The 19,450-nt window shown below is 69.4% G+C and carries 18 protein-coding genes; 6 read left to right on the top strand and 12 right to left on the bottom strand.

The window, feature by feature from the left end:
- Nucleotides 1-16: 16 nt before the first annotated feature.
- Entirely contained in the window at nucleotides 17-1,060 is a 1,044-nt protein-coding gene (locus tag BLW27_RS03165; protein ID WP_089879137.1) for a cysteine desulfurase family protein, read from the bottom strand.
- Nucleotides 1,061-1,123: 63 nt separating this feature from the next.
- The gene (iscR, locus tag BLW27_RS03160; RefSeq protein WP_089879135.1) at nucleotides 1,124-1,591 is read right to left on the bottom strand and encodes a Fe-S cluster assembly transcriptional regulator IscR; all 468 of its coding nucleotides are present in this window, start codon (nucleotides 1,589-1,591) and stop codon (nucleotides 1,124-1,126) included.
- Between the two features lie 248 nt (nucleotides 1,592-1,839).
- On the opposite strand from iscR, the gene BLW27_RS03155 reads away from it, so the two are divergent.
- Both BLW27_RS03155 and BLW27_RS03150 read left to right on the top strand, forming a co-directional pair.
- A complete protein-coding gene (locus BLW27_RS03155; protein WP_089879132.1) occupies nucleotides 1,840-2,493 on the top strand; it encodes an alpha/beta hydrolase in 654 nt (217 codons plus the stop codon).
- A 3-nt stretch (nucleotides 2,494-2,496) separates the two neighbouring features.
- Nucleotides 2,497-2,775 carry a hypothetical protein gene (locus BLW27_RS03150; protein ID WP_089879129.1) on the top strand — a complete coding sequence of 93 codons (279 nt, stop codon included), beginning with the start codon at nucleotides 2,497-2,499 and terminating at the stop codon, nucleotides 2,773-2,775.
- Nucleotides 2,776-2,862: 87 nt separating this feature from the next.
- Here the strand turns inward: BLW27_RS03150 and BLW27_RS03145 are convergent, their stop codons facing one another.
- The 4 genes from BLW27_RS03145 to BLW27_RS03130 form a co-directional block, all read right to left on the bottom strand.
- The gene (locus BLW27_RS03145) at nucleotides 2,863-3,447 is read right to left on the bottom strand and encodes a DUF924 family protein (RefSeq protein WP_089879126.1); all 585 of its coding nucleotides are present in this window, start codon (nucleotides 3,445-3,447) and stop codon (nucleotides 2,863-2,865) included.
- Between the two features lie 35 nt (nucleotides 3,448-3,482).
- On the bottom strand, nucleotides 3,483-4,823 hold the full coding sequence (locus BLW27_RS03140; protein WP_089879123.1) for an MFS transporter: 1,341 nt from the start codon (nucleotides 4,821-4,823) through the stop codon (nucleotides 3,483-3,485).
- Nucleotides 4,824-4,955: 132 nt separating this feature from the next.
- Complete coding sequence (queA, locus tag BLW27_RS03135; RefSeq protein ID WP_089879120.1) at nucleotides 4,956-6,005, bottom strand: tRNA preQ1(34) S-adenosylmethionine ribosyltransferase-isomerase QueA; 1,050 nt, start codon at nucleotides 6,003-6,005, stop codon at nucleotides 4,956-4,958.
- A gap of 56 nt (nucleotides 6,006-6,061) precedes the next feature.
- On the bottom strand, nucleotides 6,062-9,280 hold the full coding sequence (locus BLW27_RS03130) for a YhdP family protein (protein ID WP_245710754.1): 3,219 nt from the start codon (nucleotides 9,278-9,280) through the stop codon (nucleotides 6,062-6,064).
- A gap of 190 nt (nucleotides 9,281-9,470) precedes the next feature.
- Here BLW27_RS03130 and BLW27_RS03125 point away from each other — a divergent pair, with 190 nt between their 5' ends.
- The 3 genes from BLW27_RS03125 (at nucleotide 9,471) to BLW27_RS03115 (ending at nucleotide 12,396) form a co-directional block, all read left to right on the top strand.
- Nucleotides 9,471-9,950, top strand: coding sequence for a peroxiredoxin (locus BLW27_RS03125; protein WP_089879114.1), 480 nt, complete (start codon nucleotides 9,471-9,473; stop codon nucleotides 9,948-9,950).
- 582 nt (nucleotides 9,951-10,532) lie between these two features.
- Nucleotides 10,533-11,846: a M23 family metallopeptidase gene (locus BLW27_RS03120; RefSeq protein ID WP_089879111.1), complete on the top strand. Its 1,314-nt coding sequence runs from the start codon at nucleotides 10,533-10,535 to the stop codon at nucleotides 11,844-11,846.
- On the top strand, nucleotides 11,836-12,396 hold the full coding sequence (locus BLW27_RS03115) for a bactofilin family protein (RefSeq protein ID WP_089879108.1): 561 nt from the start codon (nucleotides 11,836-11,838) through the stop codon (nucleotides 12,394-12,396). Before BLW27_RS03120 ends, BLW27_RS03115 begins: the two co-directional genes overlap by 11 nt.
- 95 nt (nucleotides 12,397-12,491) lie before the next feature.
- Here the strand turns inward: BLW27_RS03115 and BLW27_RS03110 are convergent, their stop codons facing one another.
- The 3 genes from BLW27_RS03110 to BLW27_RS03100 all read right to left on the bottom strand — a co-directional run bounded on the left by BLW27_RS03110 (nucleotide 12,492) and on the right by BLW27_RS03100 (nucleotide 14,582).
- Complete coding sequence (locus BLW27_RS03110) at nucleotides 12,492-13,076, bottom strand: HNH endonuclease (RefSeq protein WP_089879105.1); 585 nt, start codon at nucleotides 13,074-13,076, stop codon at nucleotides 12,492-12,494.
- Between the two features lie 196 nt (nucleotides 13,077-13,272).
- Nucleotides 13,273-13,938: an alpha/beta hydrolase gene (locus BLW27_RS03105; RefSeq protein ID WP_089879103.1), complete on the bottom strand. Its 666-nt coding sequence runs from the start codon at nucleotides 13,936-13,938 to the stop codon at nucleotides 13,273-13,275.
- Nucleotides 13,935-14,582, bottom strand: coding sequence for a DNA-3-methyladenine glycosylase family protein (locus BLW27_RS03100; protein WP_089879100.1), 648 nt, complete (start codon nucleotides 14,580-14,582; stop codon nucleotides 13,935-13,937). Before BLW27_RS03100 ends, BLW27_RS03105 begins: the two co-directional genes overlap by 4 nt.
- A 123-nt stretch (nucleotides 14,583-14,705) precedes the next feature.
- Between BLW27_RS03100 and BLW27_RS03095 the strand changes: the two genes are divergently transcribed.
- On the top strand, nucleotides 14,706-15,935 hold the full coding sequence (locus BLW27_RS03095; protein WP_089879097.1) for an MFS transporter: 1,230 nt from the start codon (nucleotides 14,706-14,708) through the stop codon (nucleotides 15,933-15,935).
- On the opposite strand, the gene BLW27_RS03090 is transcribed toward BLW27_RS03095, so the two are convergent.
- The 3 genes from BLW27_RS03090 to mltG form a co-directional block, all read right to left on the bottom strand.
- Nucleotides 15,932-16,726 (bottom strand): squalene/phytoene synthase family protein, encoded by a 795-nt coding sequence (locus BLW27_RS03090; RefSeq protein WP_089879094.1) that lies wholly within the window; start codon nucleotides 16,724-16,726, stop codon nucleotides 15,932-15,934. The genes BLW27_RS03095 and BLW27_RS03090 overlap by 4 nt on opposite strands.
- 12 nt (nucleotides 16,727-16,738) lie before the next feature.
- On the bottom strand, nucleotides 16,739-18,175 hold the full coding sequence (gene cysS, locus BLW27_RS03085) for a cysteine--tRNA ligase (RefSeq protein ID WP_089879091.1): 1,437 nt from the start codon (nucleotides 18,173-18,175) through the stop codon (nucleotides 16,739-16,741).
- Nucleotides 18,176-18,294: 119 nt separating this feature from the next.
- Nucleotides 18,295-19,449 (bottom strand): endolytic transglycosylase MltG, encoded by a 1,155-nt coding sequence (gene mltG / locus BLW27_RS03080; protein ID WP_089879088.1) that lies wholly within the window; start codon nucleotides 19,447-19,449, stop codon nucleotides 18,295-18,297.
- Nucleotide 19,450 lies beyond the last annotated feature (1 nt).

Below are 19,450 nucleotides of genomic sequence, written 5' to 3'. Positions count from 1 at the left end.
GCGCGTTTCCTCCTGATCACGCGGCCCGCGCGCGGTGCCGTGCGTGTGTCTTGAGCCACGCTTCGGCGAAGCGCAGCACGTCGTCTTGTGTCGTCGCGGGGCCGATGCTGACCCGGATGGCCGAGCCCGCGACGTCCGCATCGTATCCCATCACCCGCAGAACACGGCTTTCGCGGACCTTGCCCGACGAACATGCGCTGCCGGCACTGACCGCGAAGCCCGCGAGATCCATCTGCATGACCTGCGTCTCGCCCTTCCAGCCGGGCGTGGCGAAGCATGACGTGTTGGGCAGGCGGGCCGCGTCTTTCCCGATAAAAATAGTCGTTTTCGCGCCCGCCTCAACCGCTTTCTCTAGAATATTTCTAATCTCGGCGACTTGGTCCCAGATGCCGGCGTCCAGATCGCGTGCCGCCGCCTCGGCCGCGGCGCCGAAACCGGCGATGCCGATCAGGTTCTCGGTGCCCGAACGGCGACCCATCTCCTGACCGCCGCCGCGGATCTGCGCCGCAAGATCGGTGCCGCGCTTCATCACCAGCGCGCCCACGCCCTTGGGACCGCCCAGCTTGTGCGCCGAGATCAGCGCCATCGCAGCACCCGTCCAGTTGAACGCGAAGGGCAGCTTGCCGAAAGCCTGCGTCGCATCGACGACGGCAAGGCCCTGCGGCAGGTCCTGCACCACGCCGGTTTCCGAGTTCGCGGCTTGAAGAACGCTCCGCGCCGGGTCGTCCACGGTGACCTGCCCGGCACTGTCCACCGGCAGGACGGGGTCGATCCACGCCGCCACGGCGTCATGCTCGATATCCGCGCCCAGCAGCCCCTGCCCCGCGCAGGCCAGCGCCGCCGCCTCTGTCGCGCCCGAGGTGAACACGATGTCGGCCCCGTCCGCGCCGAAGGCCGACGCCACCTGCGCCCTCGCACGTTCGAGCAGCGCCTTGGCCGCACGTCCCTCGCCATGCACCGACGACGCGTTTCCGACCACGTCCATCGCCTCGACCATCGCCGCGCGCGCCTCGGCGCGCAGCGGCGCAGTGGCGTTCCAGTCCAGATAGACGCGGCTCATGTGGCAGGATCCTTCGTCCCGGCGCTCACTCCCACATCGGCATGTGGGACACTTGGCCTCTGCTCACGCCTTCTCATCGTCGACCACCGCGAACAGGGCCGGCACCGCCGGACAGGGGGCGAGCGTGTTCTCCACCACGTCCGACAGCCGCGCCTGGTGCAGGAAGACGTAGACCTGCGCCGAAAGGCTCTGCCACAGCCGGTTGGTCAGCGATTGCGCGCGCGATCCCGACAGCCCGCCGGACGCGCCCGCGCCCTTGTGCATGGCGTCCACCGTCTCGTCGACCGCGGACAGCACGTCGACCACGCGGATTTCCGTCGGCGGCTTGCCCAGCCGGTAGCCGCCGCCGGGTCCGCGCACCGATTCGACCAGCCCGGCGCGGCGCAGCTTCACGAACAACTGCTCGAGATACGGCAGCGAAAGATCCTGTCGCTGGGCGATGTCGGACAGGGTGACAAGCCGGCCGCCCGGCTGGATCGCGATGTCGACAAGCGCGACCATCGCGTAACGTCCCTTGGTGCTGAGCTTCACGCGTCGCCCCTCCCTCTGCCCGGTCCACGGAAGCCTTCCGGCCCTCGACCGCCTTGACTCGTTCCCCCCGGACGTTGCGCAACGACACCAGGCATCCAAGGCCGCGGCGATTGACGCCGCGAGACCAGTTGCCTATTTGCCTTCTGTCCGGGTGCGGCGCAAGCACCCGCTCATTTAGAACTTTTCTAAGCTGTCGCGGCCAACCCGTCAACCACGACCGGCGCCCAAGAAGGAGCCCCGAACGCCCCATGCCCGAGGTCATATTTCCCGGACCCGAAGGCCGCCTCGAAGGCCGCTATCACCCGCAGAAGGACCGCGACGCCCCCATCGCCATCGTGCTGCATCCGCACCCGCAATTCGGCGGGACGATGAACAACAAGGTCGTCTACAACCTTCATTACGCCTTTCACCGCATGGGCTTCACCGTCCTGCGCTTCAACTTCCGCGGCGTGGGCCGCAGCCAGGGCGAATACGACCAGGGCGTGGGAGAGCTGTCCGACGCCGCTTCGGCGCTCGACTACCTGCAGTCGATGAACCAGAACTCGAAGCATTGCTGGGTCGCCGGCTTCTCGTTCGGGGCCTGGATCGGCATGCAGCTTCTGATGCGCCGCCCCGAGATCACCGGCTTCGTGTCGGTGTCGCCGCCGGCGAACATGTACGACTTCTCGTTCCTGGCGCCCTGCCCGTCCTCGGGACTCGTGATCAACGGCACGGGCGACCGCGTGGCCCCGCCGCAGGACACCCGCACGCTTGTGTCCAAGCTGCACGAGCAGAAGGGCATCACCGTCACCCACCAGGAGATCGAGGGCTCGGGCCACTTCTTCGAAGAGCCGTACATGGAGCCGATGATCGACAGCGTGTCGGGCTACGTGAAGCGACGCCTGACCGAGACCTCGCGCTAGGCCATGTCCGACAAGGTCCTGACCGAACTCGCCGACGCCCTGGCCGCCGACACGATCAAGGCGATGGACACGCTGGGCGACGACCGGCTGTTCGAGGAGGTCGCCAAGGTTCTCGGCGCCTCCTCGCAGACGTCGGAAGAGGCGTTCATGACCTCGATCCGCATCCGGCTGGCCGAGCGGCGCGCGCGCAGGTTTCTCGAGGATCACGTGAGGACTACACTCGAGTCCCGCGGCCAGACCGGCGACGGGGCGAGCAGAGGCGAAGCGTTACCGGAAGGTTAAAGCGCCTCTGCAAGCCATTGATTTTGCTAGACCGCCCTCGTGTCCCACCGTGGGACACCGCCGGGCGGCCCGGAACGGCCGGCGATGTCAGGCCGCCTCGGCCTTCTCCTGCAGACTCCGCAGCACGGCGCCGTAGCCGCCGCTCTTCATGAACTCGGCCTCGGCGGGCGAAGTGGTGCGGCCCAGCGCCTCGTTGCGGTACGGGAAGCGGCCGAAGCGTCGGATGATCTCGCGGTGCGCGCAAGCGTGCACCAGGTTGTCGGCGCCGCCAGGCAGCCGCTCCTTCATCAGGCGCACGCACCGGTCCTGATCGCACAGGTTCTCGGCATGCATCAGCGGCAGGTAGAAGAACTGCCGCGCGGGCTCGTCCACGCGCAGGTCCCAACCGCGATGGATCGCCTGCTTGGCCGCCGCCAGCGCGATCTGGTCCGAGCGGAACGCCGCCGCCTGACCGCGGAACATGTTGCGCGGGAACTGGTCGAACAGGATGACGTAGGCCAGCACACCGTTCGGATAGGTCAGCCACAGGCCGAAGCGACCCTCCATGCCGGCCGCGTAGGTCTCGCCGAAGCGGTCGCGGATCGCGGCATCCAGCGTGTCGTCCTGCTTGTACCAGCCTTCGGGTCCGACCTCGTCGATCCAGAATGCCAGTATGTCCTGCGGCGTCCTCATCGTGCGGCTCCTGTACTGCCTGCCTTTCAGGGAAACTAGACCTGCCCGGCCGAGCGGGGCCAATCACGAACTGTGTCAACAGATGACGGTTCCGCGCCGGACGCCTCCGTGCCTGCGGAATGCTCGGCACCTTCGGCGGCGCTCTCGAGCGCGGTTTCGTAGGCGTATTCCTGCGCCGTCTCCAGCGTGTAAGCCGACAGCGCCGGGCTGAGCGCCGTGTAGGCCACCGTCTCGTCCGGCGCGGCGCGGCGGGTCATCCGCCAAGCGGCATAGCCCGACAGCGCGCACAGCAGGGTGGCGATCAGCAAGAAGAATCCTTCGGGGCCGATGGATTGCATCGACCAGCCGATCACCAACGGCCCGGCCACGGCGCCCACACCGTTGATGAAGTACAGACCGGCCGAGGCCGAGGCCATGTCCTCAACTTCGAGGAAGTCGTTCGTATAGGCGATCAGCAGCGAATAGAGCGGGTTGGCTGCCCCGCCGATCAGGAAGGCGACCAGCAGCAGCACGTCGTAGACCTGGCCGTACATCACGCCCACGATGGCTGCAGTGGCTCCCATGATCGCGATTCCCAGGATCAGCGCCCGGCGGTCGGTTCGGTCCGACAGCCAGCCGAACGGGTATTGCAGCACCAGCGCTCCCACGTAGAACGACGCGATGAAGGCCGATATCTGCGGCAGGCTGAGGCCGATCGCCTTGCCGTAGACCGCCGCCATGCCGTACTGCGCAGCGAAGACGCCTCCCAGCAGGAAGATGCCCACGCATCCCAGCGGCGAGGCGCGGTAAACCTGCGCCAGCGTCATAGGCTTCGAAGTCTCGAAGGCCGGGGTCGGCTGGATCGACAGCAGGATCGGCGCGAAGCTGAGCGAGACCAGCATGGACGGGATCACGAACAGCAGGAAGCCCGTCGGGTCGGGGACGACCAGCAGGCCCTGTGCGGTGATGATGCCGACGGTCTGCACGATCATGTAGGCCGACAGCGTCTGGCCGCGCGTCTCGTTCGTGGCGGCATTGTTCAGCCAGCTTTCGGCGGTCACGTAGACGCCGCAGAAGCAGAAGCCCAGAACGATGCGGCTGGCGGTCCAGACGATCGGGTCCGTCACCGCCGGAAACACCAGCAGAACGGCCGAGGTCAGCGAGCCGAGGAAGGCGAAGACGCGCACGTGTCCGACCCGGCGGATCAGCGTGGGCACCGTGCGCGACGCCACGAGGAAGCCCGCGAAATAGCCCGACATGATGACCGACATCGCCAGCGGCGAGAATCCCGCATCGGGGCCGCGCACGCCGAGCAACGAGCCCTGCAACCCGTTGCCCAGCAGCAGCAGAAACACCCCGAGCAGAAGCGCCCATGAATTCTTCAGCACGTCGATCATGACCGCTCCGACCCTTGAGGTCCCCGCCTAAACCCGTGCCGAAGGATCGGTCTGGTTCGGAAACGACATCTTTTGGCGTCAAAGGTCGGTGGCGGCGAATTTCCGCGGCGTCGTCCGTGCCGCTGCCGTGCCTCAGTCCGGGATCAGCAGCGACGCGTCGCCGTAGGAAAAGAAGCGATATCGGTCCTCGACCGCGTGCTCGTAGACCCGCATCATCCGCGCCCGCCCCATCAGCGCCGAGACGAGCATCATCAGCGTCGAGCGCGGCAGGTGGAAGTTCGTCATCAGCGCGTCGGTCACGCGGAAGGTGAAGCCGGGATAGATGAAGATGTCGGTCACGCCCCGGAAGGGCGCGATGGCGCCGCCCTGCGCGGCCGTCTCGATCAGGCGCAGAGCGGTGGTGCCCACCGGGACCACGCGGCCGCCCGCCGCCTTCGTCGCGGCGATCTCGGCGGCGGCCGTTTCGGTCACCTCGCCCCATTCGCCGTGCATCTTGTGTTCGGTGACGTCGTCGACCTTGACCGGCAGGAACGTGCCGGCGCCCACGTGCAGGGTCACGTGGGTGAAGTCGACGCCGCGCGCGGCCAGCGCCGCCAGCAGCGGCTCGTCGAAATGAAGCGAGGCGGTCGGCGCGGCCACGGCGCCCGAGCGACGCGCCCAGACGGTCTGGTAATCCTCGCGGTCACGGGCGTCGGCTTTGCGCTTCGCCTCGATGTAGGGCGGCAGGGGCATGGCGCCGGCCTCGTTCAGGGCGGCGTCGAAATCCTCGCCCGAAAGGTTGAAGCGCAGCCGCGCCTGGCCGTCTTCCTTGCTTTCGCAAGTGGCGCTCAGCGTATCCGAGAAGACCACGACCTCGCCCTCGCGCAGCTTGCGCAGCGGCCTGACCAGCGCCGCCCAGCTTCCATCCGCCTGCGGCTCCAGCAGCGTGACCTCGATCCGGGCCGTGCCCTCGCCCGCGGCGCCGGGGCGCGTGCGCGTGCCGCTCAGTCGGGCGGGAATCACGCGGGTGTCGTTCAGCACCAGCCGGTCGCCCGGGCGCAGCCAGTCCGGCAGGTCGCGCACCACCGCGTCGGTGATCGCATCGCCCTGCGCCACCAGAAGCCGGGCCGATGATCGTGGCTGTGCTGGCCGCGTTGCGATCAGCTCGTCGGGCAGGTCGAAGTCGAAATCGGACAGCTTCATGCGGGTCTTTCGGGGCAGATGTTCTGGACGCGGGCGCGCTTGGCAGCCCGTCACGGTCAGCGTGTAAGGGTTGGCGGAGGCCGCCGGAAAATGTCACGGAACATGCCCGGGGTGAAGACCGAAAGCGGGTTAACCGACACCTGCGGCGCGTCGCGCGTGCCGCGCAGGTTGAAGTTGAAGCCTATCAGCCCCTCTCCCTTGCGCGCGATCAGCCGGCCGATGCCGTTCAGTATGTATACCGGCGACAGCACGCCCTGCAGGTCCATCCGGCCGTCCGCCAGATTGTAGTAGCCGTCCAAAGACACGCCCATGGACGGCCCGACCGCGCTGCCACGCGACAGGGTGATCCCGCCCGGCGTCAGGCGGAACCGCGCCTCGACTTCGGAGAAGAAGATGCCAGGACCGTTGAGCTGATCGATCAGCCCCACCACGCTGATCGCATCCAGCAGGGCAGCGGCGGCTGGCGTGTCCTGAAGCCGCGCACCTTCGATCTTCAACAGACCATCATACTGGCCCGTCGCCCCCGCGACCGGCGCCAGGTCCAGCCGGAAGCTGCCGTCCTGCACGTTGGCCAGCAGGCCCGCCGCCTCCAGGATGTCGCCGGCATCCTCGCCCGCCAGACGCAGGGCCACGCCGCCGTTCTGCGGCAGCAACTCGCCCGCGACGGGCTCTTTGCCGCCCACGCGCGCGGTGAAGCCCCCGCGCAGCCCGCCGCCGGCAACCGCCTCGGCCCGCCCGGTGAAGCGGTCGAGCGTGATCGTGTCAGTCACCTGCAACCTGTCGATCGCCAGGTCGAACCGACCGCCCGCGCCGCCCGAACCGCCCCCGCCGGCACCGCCCCCCTGACCGAAGGGCGCGCGGCGCAGGTCCAGCATGCCGCCCCGCAGAGCCACGTCCATCGCGCCGCCGCGGGGGACCAGCGTCGCCTCGGTATCCAGCCAGCCCCCGACCGCGAGCCGCGACAGTGCAAGCGACTCCAGCCCGCCCCCCGCTGCCAGTGTCAGGGTGCCCTCGGCGGTCAGGCCCGGTCCGCGCAGCGCGAGCGCGTCGATCGTCGGGGTTGCGCCGGCGGCGCCCGAGATCGTGAAGCGCCCGGTCGTGCCGGGCCGCAGCGACCAGCCCAGTTGCGGCAGGTCCAGCCCCAGCCCCGCAAGGTCGCTGTCCAGCGTGAAGGAGGGCGGTGCATCGGCCCGCAGCGCAACCGAAAGGCGCGCCTGCCCCGATCCGCTCAGCATGCCGTCGGGCAGCGCGATGCCGAAGGCGTCCAGCGCGGCCGGTGACAGTGTGACGTCGGCCTCGACCTCCGAGCCGCCACCGCCCATCGGCTGGCGCCAGCGCGCATCCGCCGCGACGCCGCTCAGGGTCACCGGGCCTTCCACCGTGATGGCCTCGTCGTCGACGGCGATAGCCAGTGCCCGCGCCGTCAGCGCCCGACCATCGACCAGCGCGTCGCTTTCCACGTCGCGCAGCGTGCCCGCCAGGTCCAGCGCGACGTCCTCGCGTTTCACGCCCTTGCGCAACGGCAGCGTGATCGTGCCGCCGATCTCGGCCACGCCCTGCGCCATGTCCGGGCTGCGCCCCACCTTTTCCAGCAGACGCCATTCCCGGTTGTCCAGGTAGGCCAGTGCCGCCGTCGCGCTGCCTGCGGCCGCCAGGGTCACGATGCCCGGCCCGCCGCGGTCGCCCAGCTCGGGGATCACGAACGTCGAGCCCGCCACGTCGATCGGTCCCCCGCCGGCGTCGACCTTGCCTTCGTCAACCCGTAGCGCCAGGCGCCGGCCGTCGATGGTCAACCGGCCCGCCCCCCCCGTAATCGGTGGCAGATCACGGCTGTAGGCGACATCGGCGTCGGCGAACCGCATGTCGAAATAGGTCTTGGGGTTGCCTCCGGGCGCGGCACGAAGGGCAAAGCTCGTGTCGCGCAGGCGCGCCGCGCGGACATGCTCGGAAACCCAGTCGCGTGTGCGGGGCTTCAGCGAGCGGGGCCACAGCGACAGCACCTGCTCTGCACCGGTGCGCGCCACGTGCGCATCAAGCGCAAGGTCCCAGCCCTCGGGCTTGGCGGCCAGCGTGCCCGACGCGCGCAGTGGGAAGGCCGGATCGGTGACCCTCAGGCTGCCCAGCGTAACCCTGAACGGGTCGAGCGACAGCTCGAACGACGCCTGCGCACCGTCGACCGTCACATCCCGGTCCACCACCGTGCCCTCGGCCATGGTGATCCGCGACAGCCGCATCTGCGCCCAGAGCCCGCCAGGCAAGCCGCGCTCGGCGGCGTCGAGGCGCGCCTGCCCCTCGGCCAGAACCTCGCCCAGCGGCGATTGCACGGCGATCTCGTCGAAGCGCAGCAGCCGCTCGTCCGGGAGATAGCTGAAATAGGTGCGCGCGCCGTCGAACGCGATCGGGCGCGTCGCCGGGTTCGGCGCCAGCGCGCCGGCTCCGATCTGCAGGGTGGCGTCCATGCGCCGCAGCGTACCGTCCGCCTCGACGCCCGAGCGCAGCGCGCCCGAGATCGGCGCGTCCAGCGCCTCGAGCCAGGCCAGCGCGGGCGATTGCGTGGCGATGTCGCGCGCCGGCAGGTTTTCCAGCAGCACGCCGAAGCCGATCGTGTCGCTGCCGATCACGCTTTCGGCCGTCACCTCGACGGTCGAGACACCGTCGCCGCCTCCGAGAAGCGCCAGGTCGGCAAAAAGCTCGAGCCGGCCGCGTTCGCGCGCGATCCGCAGCCGGCCGCCATCGAGCGTCCAGCCGCGTCCGGCGCGGCGGTCCTCGTAGCGGAGGGTCAATCCCTCCGCCCCGATCCGGCGCAGGCCCGAAAGCTGCGCGCCCGCCAGCGCCCGGTCGACAGACGCGATGATTCCGGTCAGCGACGGGACCGGCCCGCCGCCGAAGGCCGAGCCGAGCGAGAGGCCCAGCCGGCCGTCCGGCTGGCGCACGAGCGTGACCAAGGCGCCGGTGACCTGCACGTCGTCCAGCGCCAGCTGTCCGCGTGCCAGCGCGCGCGGTGCGAGACCAAGGCTCACGTCGGAAAGCTCGGCGACCGGCACACCGCCATCGGTGACTAGGCGCACGCCCCGCAGACCGACCCGCGCACGGCCGGGAAACGCGACCTGCAGGCGCATCTGGTCGAAGCTGGCGTCCAGGCCGGGCAGCGCCTCGTTCAGGCGGGCTTCAATTCTGGCGCGAACCCAGTCGGGGGAGGTGATCCCGCGGGCAAGCACGGCCATGACCAGCCCTGCAGCCAGCACCAGCAGGCCGGCGCCGACCAGCGCAGCCATGCCGAGGCGCCTTGCGCGCGGCGCCGTCGGTTTGCGGGCCGGTGGTGTTCGATCTGATGTCATGCTGTGTGGAAGAGGCGCCCCATCGCGTTATTCTATGCGCTGCCCGCGGGCGGCACCAGCGCCGCTGAGCGCCGCGCGCGGCGCTTTGCCGATGGGCGCGGAAAACGAGAATCGAATAGGAGACAGCATGAGCGACATGGCCCCGGATTTCACCCTGCCCGGCACGACCGGTTCTTCCGAGACCGGCGAGGAGGTCAGCATCACGCTGTCCGACCTGCGCGGGAAGGCGGTCGTGCTGTTCTTCTATCCGCGCGACGACACCTCGGGCTGCAACAAGGAGAACGAGGCTTTCAGCGCCATGCGGGGCGAGTTCGCCGCGGCGGGTGCCGTGGTCTACGGGATCTCGAAGGACACGCTGGAGAGCCACGCCAGGTTCATGGCGAAGAAGGCGCTGAGCGTGCCGCTGCTGTCGGACGCCGAGGGGGACGTCTGCGAGCGGTTCGGCGTGTGGAAGGAAAAGTCGATGTACGGCAAGACCTTCATGGGGATCGAGCGGTCGACCTTCCTGATCGACGCCGAGGGGCGGATCGCGCGGGAATGGCGCAAGGTGAAGGTGCCCGGCCATGCCGAGGAGGTGCTGGAGGCGGTGCGTGCACTGCAGACCTGAGGGATGTCCCACGGTGGGACATGGGGGCGCCCTAGTAAAATCAAGGGCTTGCAGAGGCGAATTTACCTTTCGGTAATGCTTTTCCGCTGACGGGGTCGCGGCGACGCCTAGCGATGCGCGGGCGCTGCCCGCACATGAGCGGGATCGTCTTGACCCAAAGGGCCATGTCCGCGCGGCCCCGGCGAACGGACGCGCGGGCGCGCATGGTGCGGTCGCCGCGCCGGAGATGACCTGTTCCGAGGCACTGGGCGACGTCGCCTGTGGCTGGGCACCGGTCCACGTGCGGCGCCGTTTTTGCGGCGCGCCGAAGCCCCCCGTCGATGCCGAGGCGCGCGCCGAGGCCGCGGAGCTGCGCGGCCTTTGCCGGCCGCTGACCGGAAACCTGAGGAACAGGCCGCGAACAACCGGCAGGACCCGACTGCGAATCGGCGGATTTCTGCCGAATCAGCGGGCATACGCCGCCAGCCCGGAACCATCGGTCTAAATTTGTTGCGAATTTAACACCTTCTGGCTACGCCCTTCGCAAGGCCCGGGTTCGGGGGAGCCACAGGCCGGGATTGGGACAGGACAAGGGACGCTGAGGTGAGAACACGTCTGGCGATCAGAACACACGCGCTGCTTGAGCGCTTCCTTCCTGAGAGACGGCTGTTCCTGCGCAGCGAAGCCGACACCCGGTTCATCCGGCTTAGGTCGGGCACACAGCTGGCCGCGCTGGTCGGCACCACCGCCTTCGTCGGCTGGACGGCCGTCGCGACGGCGATCCTGCTGATGGACAGCATCGGCGCCGGCAGCATCCGCGAGCAGGCCGCGCGCGAACAGACCACCTACGAACAACGCCTCAACGCCCTGTCGGACGAGCGCGACGCCCGCGCCGCCGAGGCGAAGGCCGCGCAGGACCGCTTCAACACCGCGCTGCGGCAGATTTCGGTCATGCAGAGCGAATTGCTGGACAAGGAAGCCCAGCGGATGGAGCTCGAGACCGGGATCGAGGTGATCCAGGCGACGCTGCGCGACGCGATGTCGGCGCGCGAGGCTCTGGGCCAGCGGCTGGCGGCACTGGAGACCCGGATCGAGACCGGCGAGACCGTGCTGGCGGGCGCCGAGGGCGCCGGCGAGTCCGGGACGCTGGACATGCTGGTCGAGGCGCTGTCGAAGACCGCCGAGGAGCGCGACCAGATCGTCGTCGACGCGCAGGCCGCCCTGGTCCGCGCCGCCGAGATGGAAGCCGCCATCGAGCAGATGGAGGAAGAGAACGACCGCATCTTCAGCCAGCTCGAAGAAGCGATGACCGTGTCCGTGAAGCCGCTGGACAAGATGTTCGAGCAGGCCGGCATGGACCCCGACCGCATCATCAACCAGGTGCGCAAGGGGTATTCCGGTCAGGGCGGCCCGCTGACGCCGCTGAGCCTGTCCACGCGCGGCGCGCTGTCGGACGACACCGCGCGCGCCAACCGGTTGCTGGGCCAGATGGACCGGCTGAACCTCTACCGCATCGCCGCCGAGAAGGCGCCCTTCGCCTCGCCCACCAAGACCGCCGTCCGCTTCACCAGCGGTTTCGGCCGGCGCTGGGGCCGGATGCACAACGGCGCCGATTTCGCCGGCCCCCACGGCACGCCGATCCACGCCACCGCCGACGGCGTCGTGACCTTCGCGGGCTGGCAGTCGGGCTATGGCCGGCTGGTCAAGATCCAGCACGAATTCGGCATCGAGACGCGCTATGCGCACAACTCGAAACTGCACGTGAACGTGGGCGATAGGGTCTCGCGCGGAGAGCGGATTGCTGATATGGGGAACACCGGACGGTCCACCGGCACCCACCTGCACTACGAGGTCCGCGTCGGCGGCGAAGCCGTCAATCCCATGATCTACATCAAGGCTGCGAACGATGTTTTCTAAGAGCAAGATCAACGAGCCCGGTCCGCGGTCCGACGAGTCCGCCAAGCAGGCCGCGCCGGCATCGCCCAGCCCGGCGTCGCAGGATTACAAGCCCGCCGCGCCCAAGGCCAAGCCGCCGGCCTCGGTGCTGTCGAGCGATCTGCACATCACCGGCAACATCAAGACCACCGGCGACATCCAGGTCGAGGGCACGATCGAGGGCGACATCCGCGCGCATCTTCTGACCATCGGCGAGAGCGCCACGATCAAGGGCGAGGTGATCGCCGACGACGTGGTGGTGAACGGCCGCATCGTGGGCCGCGTTCGCGGCCTGAAGGTCCGCCTGACCGCCACCGCGCGGGTCGAGGGCGACATCATCCACAAGACCATCGCGATCGAGAGCGGCGCGCATTTCGAAGGCTCGGTGCAGCGCCAGGACGATCCGCTGAACGGCAACAAGGCCCGCCCGCAGGCCGCCGCCGGCCAGGCCGCGCCGCAGGCCGCCACGCCGCAGCAGGCCACCGCGCAGAAGCACGCGCAGCGGCCCGAGACCGCCGGCAACAACGGCTGAGTTTCCCGCCAGACGCATGAAAACGGGCGCCCGGGTTTCCGCGGCGCCCTTTTTCGTGGCACAGGCTTCGTGGCATAGGCCCGGTGGTGTGGGCCTCACTCCTGCAGTTCGGCGTCCCAGTAGAGGAAGTCCATCCAGCTTTCATGCAGGTGGTTGGGCGGGAACTTGCGCCCGAGATTCAGCAGTTCCTGCGCGCCGGGGCGGCGCGGCGGCTTGCGCAGCGACATGCCCGCGCGCGCGAGGCTCTTCGAGCCCTTGCGCAGGTTGCACGGGGCGCAGGCGGCGACGACGTTCTCCCAGCTGGTGCGGCCGCCGCTGGCGCGCGGCACGACGTGGTCGAAGGTCAGCTCGGTCCGGGCGCCGCAATACTGGCAGTGGAATTCGTCCCTCAGAAAAAGATTGAAGCGCGTGAAGGCCACGCGCTTCCTGGGTTGGACGTAATCTTTCAGCACGACGACGCTGGGTATTCGCAGCGTCATGGTGGGGCTTCGCACCACCTCGTCGTATTCGGCGACGATGTCGACGCGGTCGAGGAAGGCCGCCTTGACCGCCTCCTGCCAGGGCCACAGCGACAGCGGGTAGTAGGACAGCGGCCGGTAATCCGCGTTGAGCACGAGCGCGGGATGATGTTTCAGCGCCCCCGCGGCCCGGGTGAAAGTGGTTCTGAAATCACGCTCCATGCCGCGACTCGGCCTCCGCCCCGTCTGCTGTGTCTCAAGCACCAGAGCGGGACACCCCGCCCCAGCATGGATCACTATATCTCGCGGGAGGAACCTGGCAAGTCCCGCTAGATGGAGTGTCCGCAGCCGGGATAGCCAATGGGTGTGACAGGGGCATGACGGCCCGCGGGTCCGCGGGCCTGCGAGGGCGCGGCCGTCAGAACCCGCACTTGTCGCGCAGGAAGGCCAGCGCGACCGACAGCCCGTCCGGCGCGATGCCGTGGGCGGTGCCCTTCATGACGTGGGCGTAGACCTCGCGCCAGCCGGCCTTCTGCAGCGCCTCGGCGGCCTCGGGCAGCGATTGCGGCGGGACCACGTCGTCCTGGTCACCGTGGACCAGCAGCACCGGGGGCCGGCTGACCACCTCGTCGGTCAGCAGTTCGGGCGCCAGCAACCGGCCCGAGAAGCCGACGATCCCGGCAAGGCTGTCCTCGCGGCGGGGGGCGACGTGCAGGGCCATCATCGTGCCCTGCGAGAAGCCCACCAGCGCCACCTGCTCGGGCATCAGGTCCTCGTCCACCATCAACGCGTCGAGGAAGGCGTCAAGGTCGGCGACCGCGCGGGCCATGCCGTCCATCGCTTCTTCCTCGGACGAGCCGTCGATCCACGGGATCGGGAACCACTGAAAGCCCATGGGCGAGCCGGCGCAGGTCTCGGGCGCGTCGGGGGCGACGAACAGAGTGTCGGGCAGGTGTTCGGCCAGCGGATCGGCGAGGCCCAGCAGGTCGGCGCCGTTCGCGCCATAGCCGTGCAGGAACACCACGCAGGAGCGCATCTCGCCCGAGGCGGGTTCCTTCCGGCCGGTTTGCAGAACGCGGGTCACACGATGCCCTCCCTTTGCTTGGCCACGTGGTAGTAGGCCCACAGCGCGCGCGCCGCAACCGCCCGCCAAGGGCGCCACGGTTCGGCCATCGCGCGGAACGCCCGTTCCTTCGGGCGTTCGTCGAGGCCGAACAGGAGGCGCGCGCCTTCCTGGAGCGCGAGGTCGCCGGGGGCGAAGACGTCGGCGCGGCCCAGGGAGAACATGGCGTAGATCTCGGCCGTCCAGACGCCGATGCCCTTCACAGCCGTCAGGGTCTTGACCACGTCCTCGGTCGGCACATGGCGCAGCGCGTCGAAGTCGATGCCGGCGCCGGCCAGCGCATGGGCGTAGGTCGCCTTCTGCCGCGACAGGCCGAGCGCGCGCAGGCTCTCGATGTCGGTGGCAAGGATTGCCTCGGGCGTGGTCATGCCCGCGGTCTGGAGCCGACCCCAGATCGCGCGCGCCGACGCGACCGAGACCTGCTGCGACACGATCGCCTGCAGAAGCTGGTCGAACCCCTCGGGCCGTCGCCGCAGCGGGACCGTGCCGGTCAGTTCCAGCGCGCGGGCAAAGCGCGGCTCGGCCCGCGCCAGCCACGCGCAGCCCTCGGCGATGCAGGCGTCGGTCTGAATCAGCCGTTCAGTCAGCGGGATCGGGTGGGTCATGTGTGCCTCCGCCCGCCACCCTAGAGCGGCCGCGCGGCAGGTGAAACCACAAGCGGCCCACCCGGTCAGGCGCGGGTGCTTTCACTCTTGCCCTGCCCCGTCCCGCCCCCTAGCAATTTCGCCATGACACACTCCCTTCCCCGCGCGCAGCGCAACGTGGTCGTCCTGGTGGCGGCGCAGGCCCTCCTGGGCGCGCAGATGCCGATGATCTTCACCATCGGCGGGCTGGCCGGGCAATCGCTGGCCAGCAACATCTGCTTCGCCACGCTGCCGATCTCGCTGATCGTGCTGGGCTCGATGCTGTCGGCGACGCCGCTGTCGTGGTTCATGCAGCGCTACGGCCGCCGCGCGGGCTTCGTCGTCGGCGCGATGGGCGGTGCGGCGGGCGGCGCCGTGGGCGCGGTGGGCCTGTTCCTTGCGTCCTTCCCGATCTTCCTGCTGGGCAGCTTCATGACCGGCATCTACATGAGCGCGCAGGGCTTCTACCGCTTCGCCGCCGCCGACACCGCGGACGAATCGTTCCGGCCCAAGGCGATTTCGTACGTGCTGGCGGGCGGGCTTGCCTCGGCCATCATCGGGCCGCAACTGGTCAAGCTAACGGCCGATGCCTACGTGATCCCGTTCCTCGGCACCTATGCCGCGGTGATCGGCGTGAACCTGGTGGGCGCGCTGCTGTTCATCTTCCTCGACATCCCCAAGCCGCCCGTCCCGGCGCATGACGCGCCCAAGGGCCGGTCGCGGCGGGAATTGCTGGCCACGCCGCGCATCGCGGTCGCGGTGATCTGCGCGATGGTGTCCTACGCGCTGATGAACCTGGTGATGACCTCGACGCCGCTGGCGGTGGTGGGCTGCGGCTACGACACGGGCGACGCGGCCGACGTGGTGACCGCGCACGTGCTGGCGATGTTCGCGCCCAGCTTCTTCACCGGCCACCTGATCGCGCGCTTCGGGGTCGAGCGGATCGTGGGCCTTGGCATGGCCATCCTCGGGGCCGCGGGTATCGTGGCGCTGTCGGGTGTCGAGTTGGGGAACTTCTTCGTGGCGCTGATCCTGCTGGGGCTGGGCTGGAACTTCGGCTTCATCGGCGCAACCACGATGCTGGCGGGCGCACATGCGGCGCACGAGCGAGGCCGGATGCAGGGGCTGAACGACCTGATCGTGTTCGGCGGCGTGACGGTGGCCTCGCTGGCGTCGGGCGGGTTGATGAACTGCTCGGGCGGGTCGGCCGAGCAGGGCTGGGTCGCGGTCAACCTCGCGATGCTGCCGCTGCTGGTGCTGGCAGGCGGTTCGCTGATCTGGCTGGTGCTGAGGCCGCGCGACGAGGAACGCACGGCCCAGAACCGGTCGGCCTAGAAGCGTCCCGTCGCGGCGACCCAGGCAAGGCGCGCGCGCACGCGCGCCTCGGCCGGGCGCAGGGTGCCTTCGGCCACGCGGGCGGGCTCGGCGGCGGCACGTTTCAGCACCGGCCCGGCCAGCCAGCCGGCGGTCAGCGCGGGCCTTGAGACGCGCGGCACCGCGGCGCGGGCGGCGCGCGCCTCCTCCAGCCATTGCAGGCCCTTGCGGGCCAGGGCCGCGACGCCCTCGGGGCGGCCATCGACCAGCGGGATGCGGTTCTTGGCCTGCAGCTCGGGCACCGCGCGCAGGTAGGCGGCCAGCCCCGCCGCGCGCCCCAGCGCCTGCGCCGCGCGGCCGTCGGTGTCGCCCAGGGCGTGGGCCGCGACGCGCAGCAGCGTGCCGCCGGTAGCGTTCAGGTAGGCGTCCAGCGCCGCGTCGTCGTCATGCGCCTGCGGAGAGATGTCCCAGCGCCGCGCCTCGATCAGCCCGTCGAGGGCGCGCGCCGCCTCGGGGTCGAGCACGCGCGACAGGGGTGTGGCGACCTCGTGCCGGCGGACGCCCTTCCCCTCGGCGATCTCGTCCAGCACGTCACGCCACCATTGCAGGCGCATCTCGGCGATCATCGGCTCGGCCGTCACCCAGGGCGCGCGGGTGACCTCGACGTTGAAGGCATAGAGCGGGAAGAGCACGGCGCGCACCGGCACCGGCGCGGCCATCGTCGCGGCGAAGCGGTCGGGGTCGCCGCGCTCAACCAGCCCGGCGCAGGCCACGAGGTCGGGATCGGCGAAGGGGTCGGGATCATGGGCCATGGTTGGCATCGGTCATCGCAGGGCCTCGAGGCCGATTGGGTCGAAGCCGATCTCGGGGCGCAGGGTCACGCCTTCCTTGCTCATCCGCACACTCACATTTGCGGCGGCAAGGTCCTGCTTCAGGCGGTCGACCTCCGAGAAATCCTTCGACTGGATCGCCGCCTCGCGCAGAGCCTGCAGGCGATCGGCCAGATCCGATAGAAGCTCGACGGCGGAACGGTAGCCTTCCACCTTGCCGCGCAGGGTCTGCCCGTCGAAAAGCCCCAGGAACACCAGGTTGCGCGCCAGATTGTCGGCGTCCGCTGCGCCGTTCATCTTCCCAAGGCATTCGAGCGCCGCGTGCGTGTTCAGATCGTCACTCAGCGCGTCGACGATGGCCTGCTCGGGCGGCAAGGCCATGGCGGCGTCGATGTCGCCGTATTGCGCGATGTGTTCGATGAACCCGAACAGCCGGGCCTCGGCGTCCACGCTCTTCTCCACCGTCCAGTCCATCGGCTTGCGGTAATGCGTCGACAGCATCACGAAGCGGATCACCTCGCCCGGCACGCCCTGGTCGAGCAGGTCGCGGACGGTGAAGAAGTTGCCCAGGGACTTGGACATCTTCTTGCCCTCGACCTGCAGCATCTCGTTGTGCAGCCAGACGTTGGCCATCGTCTCGGTGTCGTTGGCGCAGCAGCTCTGGGCGATCTCGTTCTCGTGGTGCGGGAACATCAGGTCGTTGCCGCCGCCGTGGATGTCGAACGTGTCGCCCAGCAGCGCCTTGGCCATGGCCGAGCACTCGATGTGCCAGCCGGGGCGGCCGCGGCCCCAAGGCGAGTCCCAGCCCGGCGTGCCTTCGTCCGACGGCTTCCACAGCACGAAATCCATCGGGTTGCGCTTGTAGGGCGCGACCTCGACCCGCGCGCCGGCGATCATGTCGTCGACCGAGCGACCCGAGAGCCTGCCATAGGCGTCGCGCCAGCTGTCGACGGCGAAGAGCACGTGGCCCTCGGCCTCGTAGGCGTGACCGCGGACGATCAGCACCTCGATCATGGCGATCATCTGGTCGATGTAGCCGGTGGCGCGGGGCATCGCCTCGGGGGTGGCACGGCCGCGGATGAAGGGTTGTGCCACGCCGATGGCGGCCATGTCGTCGAGATACCATTGCGTGGTCTCGGCGGTGATCTCGGCGATGTCGCGGCCGGTCTCGGCGGCGCGGGCGTTGATCTTGTCGTCGACGTCGGTGAAGTTGCGCACGTAGGTGACGTGGTCGTCGCCGTAGACGTGGCGCAGCAGTCGCGCCAGCACGTCGAAGACGATCGCCGGGCGCGCGTTGCCCAGATGCGCGCGGTCGTAGACCGTGGGGCCGCAGACATACATCCGCACATGGTCGGGGTCGATCGGGGCGAAGACCTCCTTTCGGCGGGTGCGGGAGTTCGTCAGCTGGATAGTCGTCGTGGGCTTGTTCATGCGGGCCAGTCCTTCGCGGCGGTCGCGGCGGGCTTAGCAAGTTCGCCGGCCGGAGGGAACCGCCCGGCGCGCTTCGTCGCGCGGCCCTGCCCCGCCCCGCCGGGCGGACCGGCGCGCGCCTATTGCGAGGCGCGTTCCAGCCGGCGGTAGGCCGCGACGTTCTCGTTATGCTCGGCCAGCGTTTCGGCGAAGACATGCCCGTCGGCGGGATCGAGGCTGCGCGCCACGAAATAGAGCTCGTCGGTATCGGCCGGGTTCACCGCCGCCTCGATCGAGGCGCGGCCGGGATTGGCGATCGGCGTCGGCGGCAAGCCGTCGATGCGGTAGGTGTTGTAGGGCGTCTCGCGGTCGAGTTCCGACCGGCGCAGGCCGCGGCCCAGCACGCCCTTCCCGTCGGTCACGCCGTAGATCACCGTGGGGTCCGTCTGCAGCCGCACGCCCTGTTCGAGGCGGTTGACGAAGACGCTGGCGACGCGCTGGCGCTCCTCGGGGACCGCGGTTTCCTTCTCGATGATCGAGGCGAGGATCATCGCCTCTTCGGGCGTGTCGATGGGCAGGTCGTCGGCGCGGTTGGCCCAGGCCTCGGCCAGGATCGCCTGCTGTGCGGCCTGCATGCGGCCGATCAGTTCGGCACGTTCGGCGCCGGGAGAGATCTCGTAGCTGTCGGGGGCGAGCGTGCCCTCGGCGGGCACCTCGACCTCGCCGGTCAGCACGTCGAGCTGGCCAAGCTCCTGGACCACCTGCCAGCTTGTCACGCCCTCGGCCAGCGCCACGCGGAAGCGCGTATCGGCCTGCTGCTTGACTTCGGCATAGACCTCGGGCGTCTCCTCGCCTGCGGGGTCGAAGCTGGCGCGCTCTTCGTAACGGCCGGTGGCGGGGTCAAGTTCACGCACCACGACCGAGGCATTGGCCACGCCGATGCGGTAGATCACCTCGGTCCCGCAGGTCGACGCACCGCCACGGGTGACGATGTCGACGATCTCGCGCATCGAGGCGCCTTCGGGCACCAGGTAGCTGCCGGCCTTGAGCTGGTCGGTCTTGTCGGCGTAGTCGGCGCCCAGGCGCAGCAGCACCGGGTGGCTGACCGCCCCCTGCTCGCCCAGGTCGCGCGACACGCGGGCGATGTTGGTGCCGCGCGGCACTTCGAGGCAGATCGCCTCGGCCAGGGGACCGGGGCCGGAATACTGGTTCTGCGCCCAGATCAGCGCGCCGCCGGCCAGGAAGACCGCGACGACAAGGAATGTCAGCGCGTTGGACGCGATGTGCCGCCACATG

The organism is Citreimonas salinaria (assembly GCF_900107235.1).
Classification (GTDB): Bacteria; Pseudomonadota; Alphaproteobacteria; order Rhodobacterales; family Rhodobacteraceae; genus Citreimonas; species Citreimonas salinaria.
The sequence above is the reverse complement of the archived record's forward strand: the minus strand, read 5'-3'. Positions and strand labels throughout refer to the sequence as shown.